Origin of the sequence: Mycolicibacterium agri (assembly GCF_002553505.1) — a bacterium.
GTDB classification, from domain to species: Bacteria; Actinomycetota; Actinomycetes; order Mycobacteriales; family Mycobacteriaceae; genus Mycobacterium; species Mycobacterium agri.
Map to the genome: position 1 here is coordinate 1 of NZ_PDCP01000009.1, position 22,432 is coordinate 22,432.

The 22,432-nt window shown below is 64.7% G+C and carries 21 protein-coding genes and 2 pseudogenes; 9 read left to right on the forward strand and 14 right to left on the reverse strand.

Annotation, left to right across the window (positions count from 1 at the left end):
• Positions 1 to 132: 132 nt before the first annotated feature.
• Positions 133 to 1,587, reverse strand: a complete 1,455-nt coding sequence (locus tag CQY20_RS06710; RefSeq protein WP_097939274.1) for a phospholipase D-like domain-containing protein — start codon at positions 1,585 to 1,587, stop codon at positions 133 to 135.
• Between the two features lie 208 nt (positions 1,588 to 1,795).
• On the opposite strand from CQY20_RS06710, the gene CQY20_RS06715 reads away from it, so the two are divergent.
• Positions 1,796 to 2,041: a DUF1918 domain-containing protein gene (locus tag CQY20_RS06715; protein WP_097939407.1), complete on the forward strand. Its 246-nt coding sequence runs from the start codon at positions 1,796 to 1,798 to the stop codon at positions 2,039 to 2,041.
• On the opposite strand, the gene CQY20_RS06720 is transcribed toward CQY20_RS06715, so the two are convergent.
• The 4 genes from CQY20_RS06720 to CQY20_RS06735 all read right to left on the reverse strand — a co-directional run bounded on the left by CQY20_RS06720 (position 2,038) and on the right by CQY20_RS06735 (position 5,012).
• Positions 2,038 to 2,493, reverse strand: coding sequence for a pyridoxamine 5'-phosphate oxidase family protein (locus tag CQY20_RS06720; protein ID WP_272938800.1), 456 nt, complete (start codon positions 2,491 to 2,493; stop codon positions 2,038 to 2,040). The genes CQY20_RS06715 and CQY20_RS06720 overlap by 4 nt on opposite strands.
• Before the next feature lie 215 nt (positions 2,494 to 2,708).
• Positions 2,709 to 3,149: an Hsp20/alpha crystallin family protein gene (locus CQY20_RS06725; RefSeq protein ID WP_165789244.1), complete on the reverse strand. Its 441-nt coding sequence runs from the start codon at positions 3,147 to 3,149 to the stop codon at positions 2,709 to 2,711.
• A 129-nt stretch (positions 3,150 to 3,278) separates the two neighbouring features.
• The gene (locus tag CQY20_RS06730; protein ID WP_234816133.1) at positions 3,279 to 4,451 is read right to left on the reverse strand and encodes a site-2 protease family protein; all 1,173 of its coding nucleotides are present in this window, start codon (positions 4,449 to 4,451) and stop codon (positions 3,279 to 3,281) included.
• 126 nt (positions 4,452 to 4,577) lie between these two features.
• Entirely contained in the window at positions 4,578 to 5,012 is a 435-nt protein-coding gene (locus CQY20_RS06735; protein ID WP_097939410.1) for a CBS domain-containing protein, read from the reverse strand.
• Positions 5,013 to 5,207: 195 nt separating this feature from the next.
• On the opposite strand from CQY20_RS06735, the gene CQY20_RS06740 reads away from it, so the two are divergent.
• Together CQY20_RS06740 and CQY20_RS06745 are read left to right on the forward strand one after the other, a co-directional pair.
• The gene (locus CQY20_RS06740; protein ID WP_097939411.1) at positions 5,208 to 5,828 is read left to right on the forward strand and encodes a TetR/AcrR family transcriptional regulator; all 621 of its coding nucleotides are present in this window, start codon (positions 5,208 to 5,210) and stop codon (positions 5,826 to 5,828) included.
• Complete coding sequence (locus tag CQY20_RS06745; protein WP_097939278.1) at positions 5,818 to 6,645, forward strand: hypothetical protein; 828 nt, start codon at positions 5,818 to 5,820, stop codon at positions 6,643 to 6,645. Before CQY20_RS06740 ends, CQY20_RS06745 begins: the two co-directional genes overlap by 11 nt.
• Before the next feature lie 13 nt (positions 6,646 to 6,658).
• Here the strand turns inward: CQY20_RS06745 and CQY20_RS06750 are convergent, their stop codons facing one another.
• The 7 genes from CQY20_RS06750 to CQY20_RS06780 all read right to left on the reverse strand — a co-directional run bounded on the left by CQY20_RS06750 (position 6,659) and on the right by CQY20_RS06780 (position 14,238).
• Complete coding sequence (locus tag CQY20_RS06750; RefSeq protein WP_097939280.1) at positions 6,659 to 7,849, reverse strand: PP2C family protein-serine/threonine phosphatase; 1,191 nt, start codon at positions 7,847 to 7,849, stop codon at positions 6,659 to 6,661.
• Entirely contained in the window at positions 7,846 to 8,667 is an 822-nt protein-coding gene (locus tag CQY20_RS06755) for an alpha/beta fold hydrolase (RefSeq protein WP_097939282.1), read from the reverse strand. The genes CQY20_RS06750 and CQY20_RS06755 overlap by 4 nt, the downstream gene beginning before the upstream one ends.
• Complete coding sequence (locus tag CQY20_RS06760; protein ID WP_097939412.1) at positions 8,667 to 9,401, reverse strand: YwaF family protein; 735 nt, start codon at positions 9,399 to 9,401, stop codon at positions 8,667 to 8,669. The genes CQY20_RS06755 and CQY20_RS06760 overlap by 1 nt, the downstream gene beginning before the upstream one ends.
• 182 nt (positions 9,402 to 9,583) lie before the next feature.
• Positions 9,584 to 11,119 carry a tripartite tricarboxylate transporter permease gene (locus CQY20_RS06765; protein ID WP_097939284.1) on the reverse strand — a complete coding sequence of 512 codons (1,536 nt, stop codon included), beginning with the start codon at positions 11,117 to 11,119 and terminating at the stop codon, positions 9,584 to 9,586.
• Positions 11,120 to 11,129: 10 nt separating this feature from the next.
• Complete coding sequence (locus CQY20_RS06770; protein ID WP_163700503.1) at positions 11,130 to 11,678, reverse strand: tripartite tricarboxylate transporter TctB family protein; 549 nt, start codon at positions 11,676 to 11,678, stop codon at positions 11,130 to 11,132.
• Positions 11,668 to 12,726, reverse strand: coding sequence for a tripartite tricarboxylate transporter substrate binding protein (locus tag CQY20_RS06775; RefSeq protein WP_097939288.1), 1,059 nt, complete (start codon positions 12,724 to 12,726; stop codon positions 11,668 to 11,670). The genes CQY20_RS06770 and CQY20_RS06775 overlap by 11 nt, the downstream gene beginning before the upstream one ends.
• A 45-nt stretch (positions 12,727 to 12,771) precedes the next feature.
• A complete protein-coding gene (locus CQY20_RS06780) occupies positions 12,772 to 14,238 on the reverse strand; it encodes an MmgE/PrpD family protein (RefSeq protein ID WP_097939290.1) in 1,467 nt (488 codons plus the stop codon).
• A gap of 128 nt (positions 14,239 to 14,366) precedes the next feature.
• On the opposite strand from CQY20_RS06780, the gene CQY20_RS06785 reads away from it, so the two are divergent.
• The 4 genes from CQY20_RS06785 to CQY20_RS06800 are packed head-to-tail and all read left to right on the forward strand — an operon-like array spanning position 14,367 to position 17,782.
• A complete protein-coding gene (locus CQY20_RS06785) occupies positions 14,367 to 15,656 on the forward strand; it encodes a 3-isopropylmalate dehydratase large subunit (protein WP_097939292.1) in 1,290 nt (429 codons plus the stop codon).
• On the forward strand, positions 15,653 to 16,174 hold the full coding sequence (locus CQY20_RS06790) for a LeuD/DmdB family oxidoreductase small subunit (protein WP_097939294.1): 522 nt from the start codon (positions 15,653 to 15,655) through the stop codon (positions 16,172 to 16,174). Before CQY20_RS06785 ends, CQY20_RS06790 begins: the two co-directional genes overlap by 4 nt.
• A 40-nt stretch (positions 16,175 to 16,214) precedes the next feature.
• Positions 16,215 to 17,108, forward strand: coding sequence for an isocitrate lyase/PEP mutase family protein (locus CQY20_RS06795; protein ID WP_097939296.1), 894 nt, complete (start codon positions 16,215 to 16,217; stop codon positions 17,106 to 17,108).
• Positions 17,105 to 17,782, forward strand: a complete 678-nt coding sequence (locus tag CQY20_RS06800; protein ID WP_097939297.1) for a GntR family transcriptional regulator — start codon at positions 17,105 to 17,107, stop codon at positions 17,780 to 17,782. Before CQY20_RS06795 ends, CQY20_RS06800 begins: the two co-directional genes overlap by 4 nt.
• A gap of 24 nt (positions 17,783 to 17,806) precedes the next feature.
• Here the strand turns inward: CQY20_RS06800 and CQY20_RS06805 are convergent.
• Positions 17,807 to 18,169 (reverse strand): annotated as a pseudogene (locus tag CQY20_RS06805) (adenylate/guanylate cyclase domain-containing protein); the annotation flags it as partial.
• Between the two features lie 571 nt (positions 18,170 to 18,740).
• Here CQY20_RS06805 and gmd point away from each other — a divergent pair.
• Together gmd and CQY20_RS06815 are read left to right on the forward strand one after the other, a co-directional pair.
• Positions 18,741 to 19,758: pseudogene (gene gmd / locus CQY20_RS06810) on the forward strand (GDP-mannose 4,6-dehydratase).
• Between the two features lie 6 nt (positions 19,759 to 19,764).
• A complete protein-coding gene (locus CQY20_RS06815; RefSeq protein WP_097939301.1) occupies positions 19,765 to 20,727 on the forward strand; it encodes a GDP-L-fucose synthase family protein in 963 nt (320 codons plus the stop codon).
• A 214-nt stretch (positions 20,728 to 20,941) separates the two neighbouring features.
• Here CQY20_RS06815 and lnt read toward each other — a convergent pair whose 3' ends face one another.
• Positions 20,942 to 22,432 (reverse strand): apolipoprotein N-acyltransferase, encoded by a 1,491-nt coding sequence (gene lnt / locus CQY20_RS06820; RefSeq protein WP_234816134.1) that lies wholly within the window; start codon positions 22,430 to 22,432, stop codon positions 20,942 to 20,944.

Here is a 22,432-nt window from a genome sequence, read left to right on the forward strand (position 1 = left end):
GGTCTGACTGAACACACGCGCCACAGAGCGCTTTGAGGCACCCCGCCCCCAAAGCCACTAATTCAGCAGGCTCCTAGGACGACGGCATCGCCGGTGGCGACCAGATCCTCAAGGAGAATCGGCGCGGCACGGTCACCGCCTGAGCGCAGCGATCAAACGCTGCACGCTTCGTGTCAGCGACCGTGGGACATGGTCGGGATCCATGAGTTCGCTTTCGGCTAACGGGCTCGCCTCGCCGGCCACCGTGTGACGGGTGAAGGCCAGTAGCGTCTTGCCCTGTCCCCGAAGCGCATTGACCGCCTGAAGGAACGTGCGGCTGCCGGCCATCGATTCTTCGAAGTCGTCGACCGAGACGCCAAGGTGTTCTGCCACCAGCTGATTGCGCACCGCCACGATGTGACGGGCGACGTCATCGCTTGGATTGTCCGGGTCTGCCTCGATGGCCAGATCGCATTCACTGTCGAAGCCCATCGAGCGGTTGTTGAAGTTGGACGAGCCCACCCGCAACAGCCGGTCGTCGACCACCATCACCTTCGAGTGCACGTAGATCGGCGCTCCGCGGTCGGTCACCGGCCAGTAGACACCCAGCCGCGAGTGTTCGTCGGCCGCCCACAGCACCTGGATGAGCCGATGGCGCGCGCTGTCCATCGCCCGCTGCTCCAGCGGGCTCTCCGACTTCCGGGGAAGCACGATGACGATTTCGGGACCGTCGTCTTCTCTCAGCCGCGCCGCCAACGCGTCGACCAGCCGGCGAGCGGCCAGATACTGGTTTTCCAGGTAAATGGTTCGCCGTGCCGCCGCGATCGCGGCGAGGTTGAGCGCCTCGGCTTCGCGGACCTCGACGCGGTCACCGAGTTCGGGCAGCGTGCGCGCGACTGCGACGTCGACATCGCGCAGGTCGGGTTTCAAGCGCGTGGGCCACGCGATGTGTCTGGCCTCGACCGGTGTCAGCGACTGGCGCGTCGCGGCCTGCCAGCGGTCGCGCGCCTGCTCGGCGAGCGCACGGGCGGCGGCACCCTCGACCCCCGCGGCGACCTCGTGGCGTGGGCCGTAGCTGCGGCCAACCGTTCGACGGCCGCGGTTGTCATGCTCGTGTGATCTGGTGTCCCATCGGTCGACGGTCAGGTCAAGGCCGCCGCAGAACGCCACCGCATCGTCGACGACGACGATCTTCTGATGATGGACCGAGCCGGTCGGATGGGCGCCGTCGATAGCGAATCGCATTCTCCTGCTGCTGAACTGATTGAGGAACGCCACCGGTGTCACGCCGTACCAGATCCCGTCGAGGGCGGGAATCAGGCGCAGGTTGGATTTCAGCAGGTAGACCTCGAGGGAAGACCGCTTCCACAGCAGCCAGTAGAGAAATGCACCCAACTGGTTCGGGCCGGGGAGCGTCACGGTCCCCCGCTCGAACGTCATCCTCGCGTCGAAGTCCCAGCCCACCAGCATGATTCGGTGCCGGGCACGCAACATCGCCGCCTTGACATGGCGGAAGTAGTCGGCCGCGTCGATGACGGTGGCGAACCGATCGGCACGCGCCACCCGCCAGCACGTCTGGCCGGGTATCAGCAGTCGGTCCTCGCGCACACTCGCCCTTCGGTTGCGGCTCGGCGCTGAGCTGAAGCGCCGTGCTTACCACGTTGCCACTGGAGGCCGGGCCCAACCAGTCGAGCCCGAAGATTTCCGGCAGCGGCGTGTACCGATGGGACTTTCGGCCACTGTCGGTGTGGACAAGCGGCTCTGCCCGGGCAATGAGGGGCGCGCGCATGATCACAAGACCGAAAGGAGCCGAGCGATGAAAGCTAAGCCAGGCGACTGGTTGGTGATCAAGGGCACTCACGTCGATCAGCCGGACCAGCGCGGCCTGATCACCGAAGTGCACGGCGCAGACGGAGCGCCGCCGTACGCGGTGCGCTGGCTGGCCTCCGACCATGAGGCCACGGTGTTCCCTGGACCGGACGCCGTCATCGTCACCGCGGCCGAGCAGCGAGCCGCCGATGAAAAAGCGCGGGCACGGTTCACGCAGAGATCATCGGGTTAGCAGCCGGTGCCGTTGACAATGCGGATGCCGGTGACGATTTCGGGATCGATCGCGATCACGGTGTCCATCGTCATGTTCACCCAGGGCTGCAACAGTTGTTCATAGCGGGCGACTCGGTCGGGGTCAGAGATCGTAGTGGCCAGGCCCGTTACCACGACGCTCCAGCCGGTCCGGCGCTTCGGGTCGAGATCGTCGGCCTCGTAGGCGACCACTACCGCCGAATTTGCGCCTGATCGCACGGCCGCCGAGAAAGGGGCCGTCACCCGCGTGCGCAGAATCACCTGACCGGCGTCGACGAGGTGGTTGACCGGGCGGATCGCCGGCAGCGCATCCTGGGTGAAGACCACGCGCCCGTAGCCCACGCTGGCCAGCAGCCGCATGGCCTCGGCGCGGTCGAGCTCGACGACCTCTCGCAGCGTGCCCGCACCGTTGCTCTCAGCGCTGTTGCTCACAAAGCACCCTTCCTCTGTCCGGGTCGGTGAAGCCGTAAGCGATTTTCTTCCCTATCTGTTGTACCCGAACGCGACGGCGAACCCGAACCCGAATCTTTGCCAGCGATTGGCGCGTGAACTAGGGCCGAAAGTCCCCCACGTAGGGCGTTTTACGCAAGCCAAGCAGCGGCCCCGAACTCGGCGTGAAACCGGGTCCGGGGGCCGCCGAATCTGGCTCAGCCAGCGGCTTGAACCTCGATGTGCTTCTCGGCCGGGGCGGCCTGTTCGCGAAGAGCCACGTCCACGGTCAGGATGCCCTTGTCGTAAGTGGCCTTGATGTCGTCCTCGTCGGCGCCCGGCGGCAACGTAATCGACCGGACGAACGAGCCATAGGAGAACTCCGAACGGCCCTTGGATTCCTTCTTCTCGGTGCGTTCGGCCTTGATCGTCAACTGGCCGTCGCGCACGGTGATATCGACATCCTTGTCCGGATCGATACCGGGCAGTTCGGCACGCAGCAGATAGTGGCCGTCTGCCATCTCGTCTTCGAGTTTGATCAGGTGAGTGTCGAACAACGGGCGCAGACTTGCCGTCCACGACGGGAAGCCGGTGAACATTTCGGACCAGTCCGGCAGCCACGACTGCGGTTGCTTGCGAACAGCGAGACTGGACATCAGATCCTCCTTCAGGGTGTGATCCTATTGGGGCAGTTGCCATTTCAATTCTCGTGACGCCGACGGCCTCCCAGTAGGGGCCGAAGTCCCATCCCGGAAGGCCGTTCGTCGCCACGGTCGAACAGCACCCGATCACCGGCTGAATGCGGGCATCGCGATGCTGCGCACATCGATCACACGGGTGATGTCGCTCGGTGTCACGATGCCGACGACCCGGCCGTCGGGGTCGACAACCAGGGCGCGGCCGTCACCAGTCGGAGCCAACCGCTCCAGCAGCGCAACGAGCGGCTCGTGCGGAGCCACAGTCGTCACCTGATCGCGTGGTACGGCCACGTCGCGAATCATGGTGGTGGCGCGGTGTTCCGGCGCAACACCGCGCAACTCCTTGAGCGTGATCAATCCCGTGATAACGCCGTCGGGGTTCGCCACGGGGTATGACGAGTGTCGATCACCCAGCAGATAGCGCTGGATGAAATCCTCGACGGAGATCCCGCCTGGCGCAGTATGCGGGCGCGGGGTCATGACGTCGGCGACCGTCACCCCGGCCAGCGATTGGCGGGTAAGGACCGACATCTCCTCGTCGCGGGCGGCCACGAGCAGGAACCAACCGATGAACGCCATCCACGCTCCGCCCACAATCGACCCGAGAAGGAACTCGAGCAACCCCATCGCGATCAGTACGTAGGCCACAACGCGTCCGGCCCGTGCCGCGCCGACGGCTGAGCGCACCGCATCGCCGTGCCGGCGCCACAGGAACGCACGCAGAATGCGACCGCCATCCAGCGGCGCGCCGGGCAACAGGTTGAACAGGCCGAGAATCAGGTTGATGCCCGACAGCCACCAGCCAACCGCGACGACGATCGGTGCCGCCCCGAGAGCGTCCAACCCGGAAGCCGAACCCGCAAACACCGCCGCCAGCGCCAGGCTCACCGCCGGACCTGAGGCCGCGATCCAGAACGCTTCCCTGGGGGTCTTCGCGTCGCCGCCGAGGCGCGCGATGCCGCCGAACAACCACAACTTCACGCTTCGCACCTCGATGCCTGCGCGGCGGGCCACGAGCGCATGCGTCAGCTCGTGGGCGAGCAGCGACGCCAGGAGTATCAGCGCGCCGCAGGCGCCAGCCAGCCAGTAGGTGCGCGCCCCATAGCCGGGGGCGACCGTGGGCAGCGTGGTGGCCAGGCTCCAGGTGAACAACCACGCGATCACCAGCACGCTCCAGTGCGCGCTGAGCGGAAATCCGGCGACCCTCCCAAGCGGAATGCCCTCATCCGCCGTCATCAGTCGCCCGCCCGCCGGATTACTCATGACTTCCTCACCCCCTGACAATCCAGGTAATCCGACACTTCAACGCATCGAAATAAACCGATCTAGGGCCCTTGGACCTTCCCGGCGCCGACGTTCTGCCCGTCCTAGACACGTGTCAGTCCGGGGTCAGTGGCTGGCGATGGCCTGCGGAGCACAGATCGACTTGACGAACTGCGCGATCGCGTAATCGGGCAAGTGGCGCGCGATGTCGGCTTGACTGACGATGCCCACAAGGCGCTCATTGTCGATCACGGCGAGCCGTCGAACCTGGTGCTCTTCGGTGACATTGAGCATCTCTTCGACGCTGGCATCGGCGTCGATGTGATAGATGCTCCCCTGAGCCAGCTCGCCGGCGGTGACCGAATTGGGGTCGCGCCCAGCCGCGATGCACTTGATGACGATGTCGCGGTCGGTGATCATGCCGTGCAGGCGGTCGTCGTCCCCACAGATCGGCAGCGCGCCCACGCCCAGGTCACGCATCCGTTGGGCCGCGGCGGTCAGCGTCTCGTGCTCTCCAACACATGTGGCGTCGGAGTGCATGATCTCACGAACGGTAGTCATGGTGTCCTCCTCGAAATCGTTGCCGCCCGGGCGATTCGACGATCCCGGCAACTCGACACTTCAACAGCCGAGCGATTCGTGCTAGGGCCGTTGGGCCTTCCCGGCGACGACATTCGCCCCGGGAGCGGTATGGGATCGCAATTCGCTGACACTCGTCATTGACAAATGTCAGTCATCGGGCCTATCGTCCTCGTCATGCCGCCGTCGACTTCTGCTACGGGTGCCGAGGCTGTCGGGGTCAGGGAGGCCCAGCGACGCGAGACGCGGGCGCGGTTGTTCGACGCCGCCGTTGCCGAGTTCAAGAAGTCCGGCCTGGCGGGAGCGGACGTCAGCGCGATCGTTGCGGCGGCGGGTGTGGCCAGGGGGACCTTCTACTTCCACTTCCCCACCAAGGAGCACGTCCTCATCGAGCTGGAACGCGTGGAGGAAGCCGGCGTCGTCACCAAACTTCAGGCGTCGCACATCCCGCCGCACGACCTGGAGGCGCTGCTCGCGCAACTGGTCGCTCACGTGCTCGATGCCGAAACCCGGTTGGGCGATCGGATCTTCCGAGACATGCTCGGCCTGCATTTCTCGCCGACGCGGCCGCTCGATGACGAGCTACGCGATCACCCACTCGTCGAGTTCGTCATCGGCGCGATCGCAGACGCGCAGGCAGCCGGGACGGCCGCCTCGGGCGCCGACCCCGCCGAACTCGGCGTCGTCTTCATGACGGGGCTCTTCGCTCTGCTGACGACCGCGGCGCCCGACGTCCGCGCCGGTCTGCTGGATCGATATGTGTCGACGATGAGTAAAGGAATCAAACATGAGGACTAGCACCGGAATTGACGGTTACCGCGACTACCTCGCGCGGCGCGACGGTGCCGCCGACCTGCTCAACCGCCGGCTCGCCAGACGCGAGGACTTCTTCGCCGGCCTTCAGGCCGACCCGGTGCGGTCGAAACGTCACATGGATCGAGAGGTGTTCGCGCGCAACCTGCGTCGCCGGCGACCCGACCCGGGTTTGGACCGTCGGATGCTGTTCTTGTTGGCCACCGCCAAACTCAACCAGGCCGAGCGGTTCGGCGTCGGCCTCGGCGAGACCTACGGCAACAACAGCGGTGACGACGTGCCACCCGAACGGGTATACATGGAACTCGAAGAGCACTACCACACCCGCCTGCTGGCCTACGTGCTCGACATCTTCGACCTGCCGTTCCAGGTGGTTGCCCCGCCGTTTGTCATTCGTCAATTCGTCAAGACCGGCGTCTTTCTTCCCGAGCGGATGAGCTTCATGTTCGTCGGCGCCGCGGAAATGGCCGGCTGCATCATGTTTCACCAATTGCGCCGCATCGGAGTGGAACTCTTCGCCGACGAGCCGGACGTCGCCGAACGCATCGAGCGCCTCTACAGCGAGATACTCACCGACGAGCTGGGCCATGTCGGGTACTGCGCGGCGCGCTGCACACCGGCGGAACGGGCGGTCATGCGCCGCCTCTACCCGCTCATCGGTCGGCTGTTCGCGCGGCAGACTTACGAACTCAGCCTGCTGATCGATCGCCACGAGCTGAATGCTGTGCTGGACAAGCCCTTCGACGTCGACGACCTCGCCGTCGGCCTGCCGAACGAGTTCTACCTCGCGGCCCACCCCTGATTGCCGCCGGCGATTACCCGCGCGGTACTCCCAGCGCCAGCACGGCGACGTCATCGTCGAGGCCTGCGCCGAAGTCGTCGAGCAGGGTTTCAACGGCGGCCACGATGGCATCGGGCGTCGTCGGCGCATGCGCCTGCGCGAATTTCAGCAGCGCGCCTGTGTCGTCGAAACGCTGGGCGCCGTCGCCGACCCGGGCTTCGGTGAGCCCGTCGGTGTAGAGCAGCAAAGTGTCACCCGGGGACAGATGGAGCCGGGATGCGACGAAGCGCGCCTCGGCCACCAAGCCCACCGCTAAACCGCCGTGCAGGTCCACCTCCTCGGCGTGGCCGGCCCGGTGCAACAAAATCGGGGGTGGATGACCACCCGCCGCCAACCGGACGTCGAACCCGTCGCCGGATCGGGCGAGTACGCCAAATATCACCGTTGAGAACAAGATTCGCTTACGGGCGGGCGCGAGCTCGACCGCATCCTGGTTGAGCACGGCATTGAGGTTGTGCAGCACCGCCACCGGGTCCTCGTCGAAAACGGCGGCGGCACGCAGCGTGTACCGCGTCAGCGACGTCACGGCCGCCGCTGTTGCTCCTTTACCGCACACATCGCCGAGGAAAAACCCCCAGCTGTCGACACTGAGTGGGAACAGGTCATAGAAATCGCCTGCGACGTCGTCGACCGATGCGGCGCGGAAAAGGGCGGACGCCTCGAGGCCCGAAGGCGGCGACAGCGTCGGGGGCAGCAGCGACCGTTGCAGCGTGCGGGCGAAAACCTCGACCTTGCGACGCTGTTCTTCAGCCCGTCGCTGCGCGTCGAGAAGTTCACGCTCGTATGAGCGTCGGTCTTGAGCGTCGTCGAACGTGACACGGAACTCGACGGGCTTTCCGTCGGCGCCACGACGGGCGTTGATGGCGAGGAAGACGGGCAGACGGTCACCGCTTGCGGTGACGAGTTCGACCGAGACACCGCTGAGTTCCTGACGCATCTGCAGCAGCGGGGCGAAATGCGTCTCGAAGTGGATCCGGCTGCCCACACTGAACAGGTCGGTGAACCGCATACCCGCCAAGCGTTCCGCGTCGTAGTCCAGCCATCCGGCCAGGGTGGCGTTGGCGCGGCGGATCCGGCGATCCGAGCCGACGATCAGATAGCCGCACGGGGCATTGTCGAACAGGTCGTCCGCGTCGTCGCCGTGAGGGCCCACCGCCTCGTTCACCGGCTGAGGAATGACACGATCGCCTCGGTCGTGGCGTCTGGGGCGCTGAGTTGCGGGCAGTGGCCATCGGTGGCAATGGTGACCGACTCGCAATCGGGAATGTGCTCGACCACGTAGCGCCCTACCTCCGGCGGCGCGATCGCGTCGTGGGCACAGTCGATCACCAGCGTCGGCACCGTCACTCGGTGCAGGTCGTCGCGGTTGTCCGACAGGAAGGTGGTACGCGCAAAAACGCGCGCGCAGTCCGGATCGGTGCGGCAGAAGCTGTCGGTCAGCTCGTCCCCGAGTTCCGGGCGATCGGGGTTGCCCATGATGACCGGCGCCATCGACCGCGACCAGCCGAGATAGTTGCTCTCCAGCGACTCGAGGAGCTCCTCGATGTCGCGGCGCGAGAACCCGCCCCGATATCCCTCACCGTCATCGATATAGCGCGGCGACGGCGCCACCAGGACCAGCCGGGTGAACCGATCCGTGCGCGCGACCGACAGGACCCCCATCATCGCCGCCACCGAGTGGCCGACGAACGTGACGTTGCGCAGGTCGAGGCCCTCGACGATGTCGACGATGTCGTCGACGTAGCCGTCGAGCGTGCTGTAGCGCTGCGAGTCCCAGGCGGCAGGATCTGCTGCGCCGGAGCCGACGTGGTCGAACAGCACCACCCGATAGGCGGTGGACAGCTGCCGGGCCACCAGGCGCCACAGGTTCTGGTCGCACCCGAAGCCGTGGGCCAACATCACCACCGGCGCGTCGTGGGGGCCGGCGAAGGAGACGTTGTTTTTGCGCGTGACGTTCTTGCGCTGGATGTCTTCGGCCGCCATCAGGGCATCCTCTCATCCACCTTTCGTCTGCCCCGTTGCCGGATTCGCTCCCATGGCCATGTCATCAATGCCCACACGATTGCCACCACCGCGACCTCGGTCAACAGATAGACCGGCCACGGGCCCAGCACGTCCAGCAGCGACGCGGTGGGCGGCTTGCGGTTGAGGTAGCCGTAGTTGGTTCCGGCGAGCGCGTTGAAGCCGAAGGTGAACACCGCCCACGCGAGGGTCACGAGGAACGCGAACCGGTAGTCGCGCCACCCCGAGCGGTTGCGGCGGCCCCACGTCGAATAGATGGCCGCCCACACCACCAGCACGTGCAGCGTGAAGAACGTGACGAACAGGTGGTGCGGAAAATCGGGGGCGCCCTCGGTCGGCGTTCCGACGTCCGGGGTGATCAGCGCCTGTGAACTCAGCACCAAGCCCCAGTAGTAGGTGAGCACGTATGCCCAATGCCGTTGCGACCACAGGGCATACGCGGCCGTGAGTTCGGCGACGTCGCACAACTGCAGCGGCACCGACGTCTGAATGTCCGGCCGGATCAGCTTGTAGACGAGTGCCACGCAGAACGCCCCGAGAAGCAACACCGCCAGCACGCGGCCCAACAGCCGGTTGCGTGATTCCGGCAGCCGGCGTCCAAGCCACACCAGAAGCGCCGCCCCGGCCACGAAGATTGCGAGCACGACCAGATGCGACGGGCCGTACGCCGCGAACTCGCGCTGTGCAGAGACCAGTCCGATCAACTCCCCGCTTCGTCGGCTGCGTTGCACCTGATCATCTCAGGTATTAGCGCCTCTAGGCGCCACGAGTGTATGGACTGTGGATCCGAAAAGGGCTAATCGCCTCCACAGGCCATACGTTGGTGGCGCGCTAAGCGCGCTATCGCAACGCGCGACGCCAACGGAGCGGCTGACGCCTAGCCGACGTGATCGGCCGGCTGCTGATCGTGGCGCGGCGCCGCTGCCGCTTTGCGACGGGTCACCGCGGAGCGAACGGCGTCAGCGGCGACGGCCAGCAGCGCGATCGCGAAGAACGTGATCGTCAGCGGCTGTAGCAGCATGTCTGCCAGACTGCCGTTGGCCAAAAGGTAGGCCTGCCGGAAGCTGCGCTCGAGCATGGTGCCGAGCACCAAGCCGATGACCAACAATGCGGGCGACAGGCGGGCAGCGCGCATCAGGTACCCGACCACGCCGAAGATCAGCGTCAACAACGCGTCGAACACCGAGTTGTTCAGCGCAAATCCCGACAGCAGCGCCAACACCATGATGATCGGGAACAAGATCTGCACGGGAATGTCGAGAATCTTGGCGAACGCCGGGATCAGGGGGATGTTGACCACCAACGCCATCGTCGAGCTGACGAACAGCGAAGCGATCACCACCCAGGCAATGTCGCCGTGCTCGCTGAAGAAACCCGGGCCCGGATCCAGGCCGTACATCACGAGGTAGGCCAGCAGCACGGCCGTCGTACCCGACCCGGGGATGCCGAGCGTGAACATCGGCACCAGAGCGCCGCCGATCGCCGAGTTGTTCGCGGCCTCAGGCGACGCGACTCCCTCCATCGCCCCGGTGCCGAACTTCTCGGGGTGTTTGGACACCTTCTTCTCGATCGAGTACGAGAAGAAGGCCGCCATGGTGGTGCCCGAACCCGGCAGGACACCGGCGACGAAGCCGATCAGCGATCCACGAAGGGTGGCCCACCGCAGCGCCCACATCTCTTTCCATCGCGGCCACAGGCCGCCGGTCACCTTCACCAACTCGCCGCCGCGCTTGGAGTGGGTCAGGTTCCAATAGATCTCGCCCAACCCGAACACGCCGACGATCACGATGATCGGGTCGATGCCGTTGAGGAGCTCAGAGATGCCGAACGTGAACCTCGGCACGCCGGCCTGTGTGTCGGTACCCATGGTGGCAAGCAACAGGCCGAGCAGGACGGCGATCCCGCCGCGCAACAGCGACTCTCCAACCAGGGTGCTGCTGAGTATCAGCGCCATGACGACCACGGCGAAGTATGCGCTGGGACCGAAAGCCAATCCGAAGTCGGATAACGGTCCGGCCAGGAAGGCAAGGCCCACAATGGAGATGATCGACCCGACGAACGACGAGATCGCCGAGATGGTCAGCGCGGTCCCGGCTTTGCCGGCTCTGGCGAGCGGATAGCCGTCCATGGTGGTCATCAGCGCGCCGGCGTCGCCGGGCATATTGAGCAGGATCGCCGTGATGCGGCCGCCGAACTCGGAGCCGATGTAGAGCGCCGTCATCAGAACCAAAGACGTTGCCGGATCCAGCACGAGGGCGACGGGGAGCAGCAGCGCGATCGCCGTCGACGGACCGATGCCGGGCAACAGGCCCACGACGGTGCCGAGCAATACCCCCACGGCAGCCAGCAGGATCAACTGCGGGCTGGCCGCGAAATCCGAGAAGCCGCCGAGCAATTCGTTGATGGCGTTCATCGCGGTGACCTCATAGCGAGAAGATCCCCCGCGGTAGCAGCACGCCCAGCGAATCGGCGAACAGCACGTAGATGACTATCGCCGAAAGACACCCGGCTGCAACGGGAACCAGGATCCGCCGACCGCCGTAGCGGCGCCAACCGCCGATCGCCGCTACCTGCACCGCAACGAAAAGCGCGGTGGAAACGATGAATCCGAGCGGGATCATCAACTCGAGATACAACATGGTGACCACGATGTTGAATGCCAGCACGCCGAGACCGACCAGAAGCGTGCGGCGATCGGTGCGTGCCTTCGCCCCGCGAGAACCGATCAGACCCACAACGGATTTCACCGCCAGGAGCAGCGTCACCAGTACCAGAACGACCAGGATGAGCAGCGGGTAGGCCTGCGGTCCGATGTCGGCCTGGTTCGGAGACGTCTTCGGAAGCGCGAATGCCTCAAGTCCGTACACGACCGCGATGAGCGCCAGCACCCCGCTGACGACTAGATCGGCGCGGGCGTGCCCACGCCGATCGTCGGCGTCCTGCGCGGACTCGTCGGCGCGGTCAAGAAGCAAGACCGACCTCCTTGAGGATTGCCTGGTACTCCTCGGATTGTTGGTTGACTTCCTTGGTGAACTCGGCGCTGGGCAGATAGTCCGACGTCAGATTGGCGTTTTCCATCTGCTTCTTCCACTCGTCGGTCTCCGTCGCCTTCTTGATGGTGTCCTCCCACCAGGTGAGGGCTTCCTCCGGCATGTTGGCCGGACCGAAGATGCCGCGCCAGTGATTGACGGTGAAGTCGAGACCCAACTCGTTCCAGGTCGGGACCCCCTGTGCGACACCGGGTTGCGGATCGGGCGCAGAGATCGCCAACAGCCGGATCTTGCCGGATTCGGCAAGCGCCGCCGCCTCCGACAGGCCGGTCGACACCACCTCGACGTGCTGCCCCAGCAACTCGGTGTTCAGATCGCCGCCCGACTGGAAGGCCACGATGTTGAGCTTGGTCAAGTCTTGGACTCCGGATGCCTTGGCCGCCTTGAGGATATTGATCTGGTCGTCCGACGGCACGGTGCCGACGCCGAAGCTGACCGACGAGGGGTTCTGCACGACCTTGTCGAGGATCTGCTTGGCGGACTGATACGGGGAATCGGCTCGCACCGCCCAGATCAGGTAGTCGTTGGTGAGCTGGGCAATCGCGGTGAACTTGTCGACGGTCATGTCGGTCGTTCCCAGAATCGGGTTGAGGAAGATCCGATTCGATTCGGCGACAACGGTTGTGCCGTCGTTGGGACGACCGAGCAGATCGGCCCGCGCCGGGTTCCCGCCGCCGCCGGCGTTGTTCTCGACAGTCAGCCGCTGGTCGACACCAGCGGCTTTCAGAGCCGCCTCCAGCTGACGCGCCGCCTGATCCAAACCACCTCCGGGATCACCCGCGGCGATGATGGTCAACGGCCGGTCCGGGAAATTGCCTCCACTTTCGGCGTTGTTGTCGGAACGCAGATGGCATGCGCTCGTGACGAAAAGCGCGAGGATGCCGATGACGGCGCCGAGCACTTTCGTCGTCGACCGGTGCAGCGCCGAGGCCTGCGTCCATCCAGACTTCGGAGTCGTCGGAGACTTCATTGTCTTTCCTTCCGTATCACTTCGAGGTCGACGATCGGTTGGGCGTCATCGGGTCGCGGCAGGCGCGGCCGAGACAAGTTCGAGCAGACGGGCGACCGGCTCCGTCTCGGCACGCGGCGCGCTCAGCGCGAGCACAGCGGCTTCGAGGTCGGCGACCTGGTTGGGGGCGAGCACCGAGGCGGCGAGTTTCCGGTACTTGTCGGCCGCGGCATCACCCGACAGCGGTCGGTGCGAGCTGCCCAGCGCGTGCCGGACCTCCTCGACGTAGCGTTCGCCGTCGCGAGTGGTCACGGTGAGCCGGATGTGGTGGCGTCCTTCTCGGCCCTCCCGGTCGATGTCGGCATCCGGTTGCACCGCCACCCGCGCGGCCAGGTCGAGCACACGCGGATCGTCGATGCGGTCCGCGCGGAACTGCTCGACGAACAACTCGCGGTCCACGGCGAGCACCGCAAGCGTGTAGGCAAGGTTCATCTGGGCGGAGGTCACGCTGTCGGGCACGTAGGGCCAGCCGACATGCTCGGCGGTCAGGGTGGAGGCGGCGACGTGGATCGATTCGATGTCATCGGGCTTGAGGTTGGGTGCGTAGTCCAGGATCTTGCGCAGCGCGTCGACGGATGTGTGGTTGGAGCCGCAGCACGGATAGGCTTTGACCGAGAACCGCAGGGTCTCCCACCGTTCGCCGAGGTCGTCGACGATCTCGCCGAGTGCGTCCCCGCTGACCCCTGCGTATGCGCTGGCGAAGCCGCCGTAGGGCTGCTCGAGCACGTCGTCGATACCGGAAAAACCCCGTGCCGCCAGCATCGCGGCCAGCACGCCCGCCTGGGCCGAACGCCCGGGATGCATGCGCTTGACCATCGCGCCGTACTGCGCCGCCATGAGGAATCCGCCCGATGACGCCGCAATGCCGAAGGCGTCGCGCAGCTGGCGTTCGTCCAGGTTCAGCAAACGACCCGCGGTCGCGGCCGCGCTGAACAGGCCGGTGTTGGGGCTGGGGTGAAAACCCCGGCTCAGCTGTGCCGACCCGGTCACCAACCCGACACGGGCGCCGACCTCGAAACCGGCCACGCACGCCAGCGCGAATTCTTCCGCGGTGGGAATGCCTGCGCCCGCTCGATCGCTGGCGGCGGCGCAATGCCCCGCGACCGCCAGTGCGGCGGGCACCACTTGCGCCGCGCCGTGAATCACGGCCGCGGCGTGAAGATCATCGAATTCGAAGCTGTGCATGAAGGTGCCGTTGGCGAGCGGAGCCTGGGTCGCGGGCACCTGCACGCCCGTCCCCCAAATGGCTGCTTCGGCAACACCGCCCTGCTCAGCGAGCAAATCGGCGACCACCGCGCCCCACTGCGTCGTCGATCCGAAGAGCCCGACACCCAGCCCGTCCAACACGAGGCGCGCCGTGTGCGCGTAGACGTCGTCGGGTACCGCGGAGGACTGAAGTTCGGCGGTCCACGCCGCCAATCGAGCAGTAACCCCCACCGACATGGCGTCGGGGGACGCCGGCTTCCGGATCACGCAGTTCCCACCTTCTGCGGTGTGTCCGCACTCATGATCAGCGCGGGGCTGTGATTTCTGTCATCGTATGCAAAGTACTGTACTCTGTCGACAGAACACAACACACAGACGGCCTGGAGGGGGCGCCGGTGGGCAGCACCATCGCCGAGAAGATCTTCAGCAAACATGTCGGCCATCCCGTCAGCGCCGGCGACATAGTCATCAGCCCCGTCGACTTCGTCTTTTCGCACGACGGAAACCGGCCGCAGCCGCTTGAGACGTTCGCCGAACTCGGCGGTGACCGTGTCTTCGATCCGTCGTGCGTCGCGATGTTTCTCGACCACGCTCCCCAAGTGCACACACCGCCCGTAGCGGCCCTTCATCAGCAAATGCGGGCATTCGCGGCCGACCAAGGGATACATCTCTACGAGATCGGGCGCGGCATCTCGCATCAGGTGCTGCCCGAGGAAGGGCACGCGGTGCCCGGGCGGGTGATCGTCGGATCCGACTCGCACACCTGCACGGCGGGCGCGTTCAACCTGCTCGCCACCGGGGTCGGGTCCACCGACCTGGCCACGGCGATGATGCTGGGCAAGCTCTGGTTCAAGGTGCCCGAGACGATCCGCATCGTCTGCGAGGGTCCGCTCGCGCCCGGCGTATACGCCAAAGACCTGGTGCTCGAGTTGCTGAGACTACTGGGCGCCGACGGAGCGACGTACAAGTCGTTGGAGTTCGTCGGCTCCACCTTCGAGTCGCTCGATATGCACGGGCGAATGACGTTGACCAACATGGGCGTTGAGATGGGCGCGAAATTCGCGATCATGCCCGCCGACGAGGTACTCGCCCGGCATTTGGCCGACCTCGGGGTGCGTGACTATCCCGTCACCGCCTCCGACCCCGACGCCACTTTTTCGGCGACCATCTCGGTCGATGCGGCCATGCTGGAACCGCTGGTGGCAGAACCGCCCAACCCGGACAGGGTGCGGCCGGTCAGCGAGGTTGCGGGGCGACCGATTCAGCAGGCGACGATCGGCACCAGCACCAACGGCCAGCTCGACGACCTCCGCGCCGCCGTCGCCGTGTTGGGCGACAACAAGATTGCGCCGTCGGTGCGACTGTTCGTCGCTCCCGCGTCGCGACGCGCCTACCTCGACGCCCTGCAGGAAGGCTTGATCGCGCGCTTGATCGAGGCGGGAGCGATCATCGGCACCTCCGGCTGCAGCGGGTGTACCGGCGCGTCGGGCTTCGCCGTACCCGGCGACGACACCACGATGATCACCAGCGCGCCGCGTAACTTCGTCGGGCGCACCGGCAATCGCAACGCCGACATCTTCCTGGCCTCCCCCGCGACCGTGATGGCGTCGGCGATCGAAGGCGTGATCGCCGACCCGCGTCGACACCTCACATCAGCGGCAACTCCTGTTGGAGCGGCGTCGTGATCGTCCGCGGCCGCGTCCAGCGCTTTGGCGCCGACATCAACACCGACTACATCATCGCCGCGCAGCACAAGGCCGCCTCGCTCGACGTGGCCCGGATGGCCCGGCACACCTTCGAAGACATCGACCCGGGATTCGTCGACCGTGTCCAAGCCGGTGACGTGGTGGTCGCGGGCCCGAACTTCGGATGCGGCTCATCGCGGGAGACCGCGCCGCGCGTGCTGCAGGCCTGCGGAATATCGGCCGTCGTCGCGCCGACCTACGGCCGCATCTTCTTTCGCAACGCGATCAATGTCGGTCTTCCCGTAATCGAATGCGACACAACGGGTATCGAACAAGATGACGTCATAGAAATCGATGTCGAGCATGGGCGCGTCACGGTCGAGGAGCGCGGGCTGCAGCGAACCGCCACCCCGCTGCCCGACGTGATGCGGGCCCTCCTGGAGGCCGGAGGCCTCGCCAACTATCTACGGCGGCACGGCGATCTCGTGCTGCCCTCATCTGACCGCATCAACAACTGACAAGTACTGGTTGACAAGTACTGGTAAGGAAGCCGCACAGATGACTCAGCCCCACGAGAAGCGCCGTCGACTACGGGAAATGCTGAAGGCCGACCAACCGGTGGTCGCCCCGGGCATCTACGACGGTCTGACCGCGCGACTGGTGGAGCAGGCCGGCTTCGACGCCGCGATCGTGACCGGTGCCGGCGTATCGGCGAGCCTGCTGGGCGCCCCCGACGTCGGTTTGGTGACGATGTCGGAAGTCTTGACCCAGACCCGCAACATCGCCAACGCCGTCGACATCTGCGTCGTCGCCGATTGCGACACCGGATACGGCAACCCGTTGAACGTCGGCCGCACGATCCGCGAATTCGAGAACGGCGGCGTCGCCGGGCTTTTCATCGAAGACCAGGTATCGCCGAAGCGGTGCGGCCACTTCGCAGGCAAGCAGATCATCCCCGCCGAGGACATGGTGCAGAAGCTGCGCGCCGCCGTGGACGCTCGCGTCGACCCCGAGCTGGTTCTCATCGCGCGCACCGACGCACGGGCGACCGACGGCATCGAAGAGGCGGTGCGCCGTGGCAGGCTCTACGCCGAGGCCGGTGCCGACATGATCTTCGTGGAGGCCCCCCACACCTACGAGGAACTCGAGTTCGTCGGCGGCGAACTCAGTTCGCTGGGGTTGCCGCTCATGGTCAACCTCGTCGAGGGCGGCAAGACCCCCTTGGTCAGTGTCGACGACCTCGCCAAGCTCGGGTTCAGCTTCATCACCTTCTCCGGCTCGCTTCAGAAGACCGCGATCAAGGTGATGCAGGAGATGCTTGGTGCGCTAATGCGCGACGGAGAGGTCACCGCGTTCTACCCTTCAAAGATGGTCAGTCTCGAAGAGCGCAGCGAACTGCTCGGCCTGCCTCGTTACTTCGAGCTCGAACGTCGATATGCGAGTAGCCCGTGACCGATCAGATCCGGCAGGCCGTTCCCTACTCGGTACAGGCGGCCGACATCGTGAGAGCGCGCATCCTCGGCGGTGTGTATTCGCCCGGACAGCGGCTCAGCGAGGTCGAGCTGTCGAGCGCGCTGGGGATCAGCCGTAGCCCGCTGCGGGAGGCCCTGCGACTGTTGGCCAACGAGGGCCTCGTCACCGTGATAAGCGGGCGCGGTGTCTTCGTCGCCGACTTCTCCGAAGTCGAGGTGCGCGAACTGCTGGAGATCCGCGAGGCCCTCGATGTGCTCGCCGTCCGGCTCGCGTCCAAACGCGCCACACCGGACGACATCAAGAAGCTGGAAAGCAACCTCGAAGGCCTGACGACGGCGTTGCGCAGCCACGGCAGCGAAACGCAGGCCTGGCCGTCGTCAGACTTCCATCTGTGCATCTACGAGGTGGCCGGGAACAGGAAACTCAAGGAGCACGGCCTGGCGGTGCACACACAGCTTCGGCTGGTTCGGTTCCGCTCTGGGGCCGCCGCTGAGCGGATGGATCAGGCGCACCACGAACACCTGTTGATGCTGGCCGCGATCTCCGACCACGACGCCGACAAGGCCGAGCGGCGCATGCGTGAGCATCTGAGCAACAGCGCGACCCACATCATTCAACAGATCCAGGAGCCCGGCGCGACGCGCACCGGCTGACGCTGCCACCTGGCACGGAGCCGACTATTGGAGGCCGACCCTGAGCGCCAGGATCTGCACGGCCGCGGACTTCCCCTTCAGGGCATGGGGTCCGCGGTCGGCCAGAGGCCAGCGATGATCGCCGAGAGCTGATGCCGTCTCTTTCGTGAGAAGGATTGTGTCCTTTGTGGTTTTGGTGAGCTGTTCGACACGCGCGGCCACATTGACGGCATCGCCGATCAGCGTGAACTCCACGATCGCGCCACGCTCGGTCGCGTCGTACCAGGCAAGCTGCCGGCCTCGCGCGTCGAAAGCTGCGCTGACAGCGGACAATCCCGCATGCGCCGCCGGATGACCAACCTCGGCGGCGTGCACCGCGGCCTGGCTGGCCAGCTGCGGCTGCGCCCAACATGACCCCAGACGCCAAATCGCCCAGTTCCTCGCCCACTGGACCGCAGGCGCTGGACATATTCTTCCGCCGCCACCGGTTCGGCGCTCCCATTAGGTCGCAGACGCGTTGCAGCTACGATGAGAACTCGGAGGCCAGTCGCGATCCGTAGCGACGATCCGATCGCCCAACGCGGACCTGATTGCGGCGCCGGCGGCTGGCTGCCCGGTGAACTGACTGAACTCGGCTTCCAGCAGGGCAGCAACGAAGGCGATTGTGCGGAAAGCTACCGATTTACACTCCCGAGCAATTCGCTCGAATCGAATCGTCCATCCTTAGGTTCGCCGAAATCCGAATCCATTTTTATATAAAGCGCGAGCGCATACAGGCGTGAAACTGGAATTGCATTACAGACTGCGCGCGACAGCAAGACGACGACTGAATCCGCGAAGATTTCGACGCGAATCTAGATGCCGCACTTACTATGAAACCACATCACGACTGCGCTACCGCCGACCCTAACAGGGGCCGACCGTATCGGCAGCACCTGGAGATCTTGTAAGAAACCGGACATGAAGAATTAGGAAGCCAGTGAAACGAGCACTCATAACCGGGATCACCGGACAGGACGGCTCCTACCTTGCCGAACTACTGCTCAGCAAAGGATACGAAGTACACGGGCTCATTCGCAGGTCGTCAACGTTCAACACGTCGCGCATCGATCATCTCTATGTCGACCCACATCAACCTGGTGCGCGGCTGTTCCTACACTATGGCGATCTTACTGACAGCACCCGTCTGGTAACGCTGCTTAGCACTATCGAGCCTGACGAGGTTTACAACCTCGCGGCACAGTCGCACGTCCGCGTCAGCTTCGAGGAACCTGTTTACACCGGCGACATCACGGGAGTGGGCACGATGCGTCTGCTCGAAGCTGTTCGTCTATCAAGGGTGCAATGTCGCTTCTATCAGGCGTCGTCCTCGGAGATGTTCGGCGCGTCCCCGCCTCCCCAATGAAAATCCCTTTTATCCGCGATCACCATACGGTGCCGCGAAGCTCTACTTGTACTGGAGCACCCGCAACTATCGCGAGGCCTACGGCTTGTTCGCGGTGAATGGCATTATGTTCAACCACGAGTCGCCGCGACGCGGAGAGACGTTTGTGACGCGTAAGATTTCGCGCGCGGTGGCGCGCATCAAAGCCGGCATTCAGTCAGAGGTCTACTTGGGGAACTTGGACGCCGTGCGTGACTGGGGGTATGCACCCGAGTATGTCGAAGCGATGTGGCGAATGTTGCAAGCCTCCGAGCCAGATGATTTCGTCCTCGCAACAGGTCGCGGCTACACCGTGCGCGAGTTCGCGCAGACCGCGTTCGACCACGCAGGTCTCGACTGGCAAAAACACGTCAAGTTCGACGAGCGTTACCTACGACCCACCGAAGTTGACTCGCTTGTCGGTGATCCCACGAAGGCCGCTCGCTCCTTGGGCTGGAAGGCTTCTATCCATACCGCCGAACTTGCGCGGATCATGGTCGATGCGGACATCACAGTTCTTGAATGCGAAGGCCATCCGTGGATTGACAAACCGATAGACGCTGGCGGTGCATGACCAACGATGGGAGGATCAATCGGCGTCCTTGATCGGACTTCTTCAGTTTACATCGCCGGGCATACCGGACTTGTTGGCTCCGCCTTGGTGCGCAAGTTTCGGGCGGAAGGCTTCACGAACCTACTTCTACGGTCTCACAATGAACTCGATCTGACGGATCGAGCCGCTACACGTGATTTCATTCTTGACACGAGGCCGGATGTTATCATCGATGCTGCGGCGCGCGTCGGCGGCATCATGGCGAACAGCAGATATCCGGTTGATTTCCTTTCGGAGAATCTGCAGATTCAAGTGAACCTTTTGGACGCCGCGGTTGCGGCGCGTGTGCCGAGGTTACTATTCCTTGGATCTTCCTGCATATACCCGAAATTCGCTCCGCAGCCGATCAGAGAGGAAGCGCTGCTGACGGGTCCGCTTGAACAGACGAACGATGCATATGCTATTGCCAAAATCGCGGGCATCTTCCAGGTCCAGGCAGTGAGGCGACAATACGGCCTGCCATGGATTTCAGCTATGCCTACCAACCTTTACGGGCCTGGGGATAACTTCGCCAAATCAAGTTCTCATTTGTTACCGGGGCTCATCAGGCGGTATGAAGAGGCCAAAGTTACCGGAGCTCGGTCGGTCACCAACTGGGGAACCGGAACTCCGCGGCGTGAGCTACTGCATGTCGATGATATGGCGAGCGCCTGCTTATTCCTGTTGGAGTGTTTCGACTCTGACAGCCATGTGAATATTGGAACTGGCGTCGACCACAGCATCGCCGAGATCGCGGAGATGGTTGCTGAGATCGTTGGATACGCTGGTGAAACACAGTGGGACACAACAAAGCCTGATGGCACTCCGCGCAAATTATTGGATACTTCGATTCTGCGGCGAGCGGGATGGCGACCGCGCATAACGTTGCGGGATGGTATCGAAGCAACGGTGCGGTGGTATCGAGCGAATCTGGACGCTGCGAGGCAATGATGTTGACTGAAAATCCTAACGACGGTTAGGCGCGATGTACACGCCGGTTAATTTGTCCAGTGATCGGTGGGTGACTTCCGATGCTGGAATGGGTTCGGTGTAAATGTCGAAATGCAGCCTTTAAGCGCGAAACTGCCTAAAGCCAAGTCGATCGCTTTGCCGCACGTCATGTGGGCAGGTATTCCAAGCTGCGAGTGAGGTCGATCGTCGAGCACTATTCCTTCTCCATAGAATGATGCCATAACTGCTGATGCGTAATACGCCAACGAGTCGCTAGAACGCTTGCGGCGGCGAGTATCGAAACTGCCAGCCACAGCACCCAATTCCCGAATTTCTCAAAAGCAGTGGTGCGCGAACCCAGAGGGACCTCCACCACGATCGCGCCACGCTCGGTCGCGTCATACCAGGCAAGCTGCCGCCCCCGCGCGTCGAAAGCCGCGCTGACACCGGACAATCCCGCATGCACCGCCGGATGACCCACCTCGGCGGCGTGCACCGCGGCCTGGCTGGCCAGCTGCGGCTGCGCCCAACTTCCCTGAAACGACGACGTCGAACTCTGATAGGCCAACAACTGCGCGCCCAGCGAAACCACCTCACGAGGAAGGTCGGAAAAGGTGGTCTCGAAACTGATCAGCGGCCCGACGGCGAGTCCGTCGGTGTGCAACACCGCCAGCCCATCACCGCGCCGCCGATCCTCGGCCGCCGCTTTCGTGTGACGGGTGGCCCAGCCGAGCACCCCTCGCAGCGGCACGTACTCGCCGAAGGGCACCAGCCGCGTCTTCGAGTAGGCGCCGCGTGATCCGTTCGGCCCGATGAGCACCGACGTCTTGCGGATGTCGCCGTCTCGGTCGCGGGCGTCGACGTTGACGAGCAGGTCCGCGCCGACCCGCCGCGACAGCGCCGCCAGCCGCGTCGTGACCTCCGGATGGTCGGTGAGGTCGACCCCGACGCTGCTCTCGCCCCACACCACCAGATCCAGCTGCTGGCCCGCGAGACCCGCCGTCAGCTCCTCCGAAGCCGCCTGCCGGGCACCGGACTCCTCAATGTTGCCGGGCTGAACGAGCGCCACCCGCACTGTCGACCCCACGGGAGGCGCCGGACCGAGCCAAAACCATGCCGGCCCGAGCACCGCACACGCCACTGCCGTCAGCGCAGCGACGACGCGGGTCGCCCCACGCCGGTTCAGGATCGCAACGGCGATCGCGGTGTTGGCGCAGACGATCAGAAAGCTGGTGAGCCATACGCCGCCGAGCGATGCGGAGGCCAGCATGGCTGGCTGGTTCCACTGCGACGATCCAAGCGATGCCCACGGACCTCCCAGGCTCGGCAGAGATCGCACGGCTTCGGCCAGCACCCATGCGCTCGGCAGTACCACAAGGGCGGCGATACTCCTGTGCGTCGAGATCGGTTCGCGCAGAAGCAGATACGCGGCTACGCCCCACGGCATCCACAACGCGCCAAGTCCGACGGCCAGCACGAGCAGCAGCGGCCCGGCACTGGGCAGCAGCCAGTACTGGGTGGCCAAAATGTAGCCGGCCATACCGCACCACGCCCGCAGGGCGCCTGCGCGCAGGCTCGGCGCAGCACGCACCACGAACAGCAGAGGGACGAGGCCGAACCACGCCAGCCACCACCAGGACGGGGCGGGGAACGCGAGAGCAGGCAGCGCGCCGACGACCACGGCCGCGATGCCCCACCACCACAC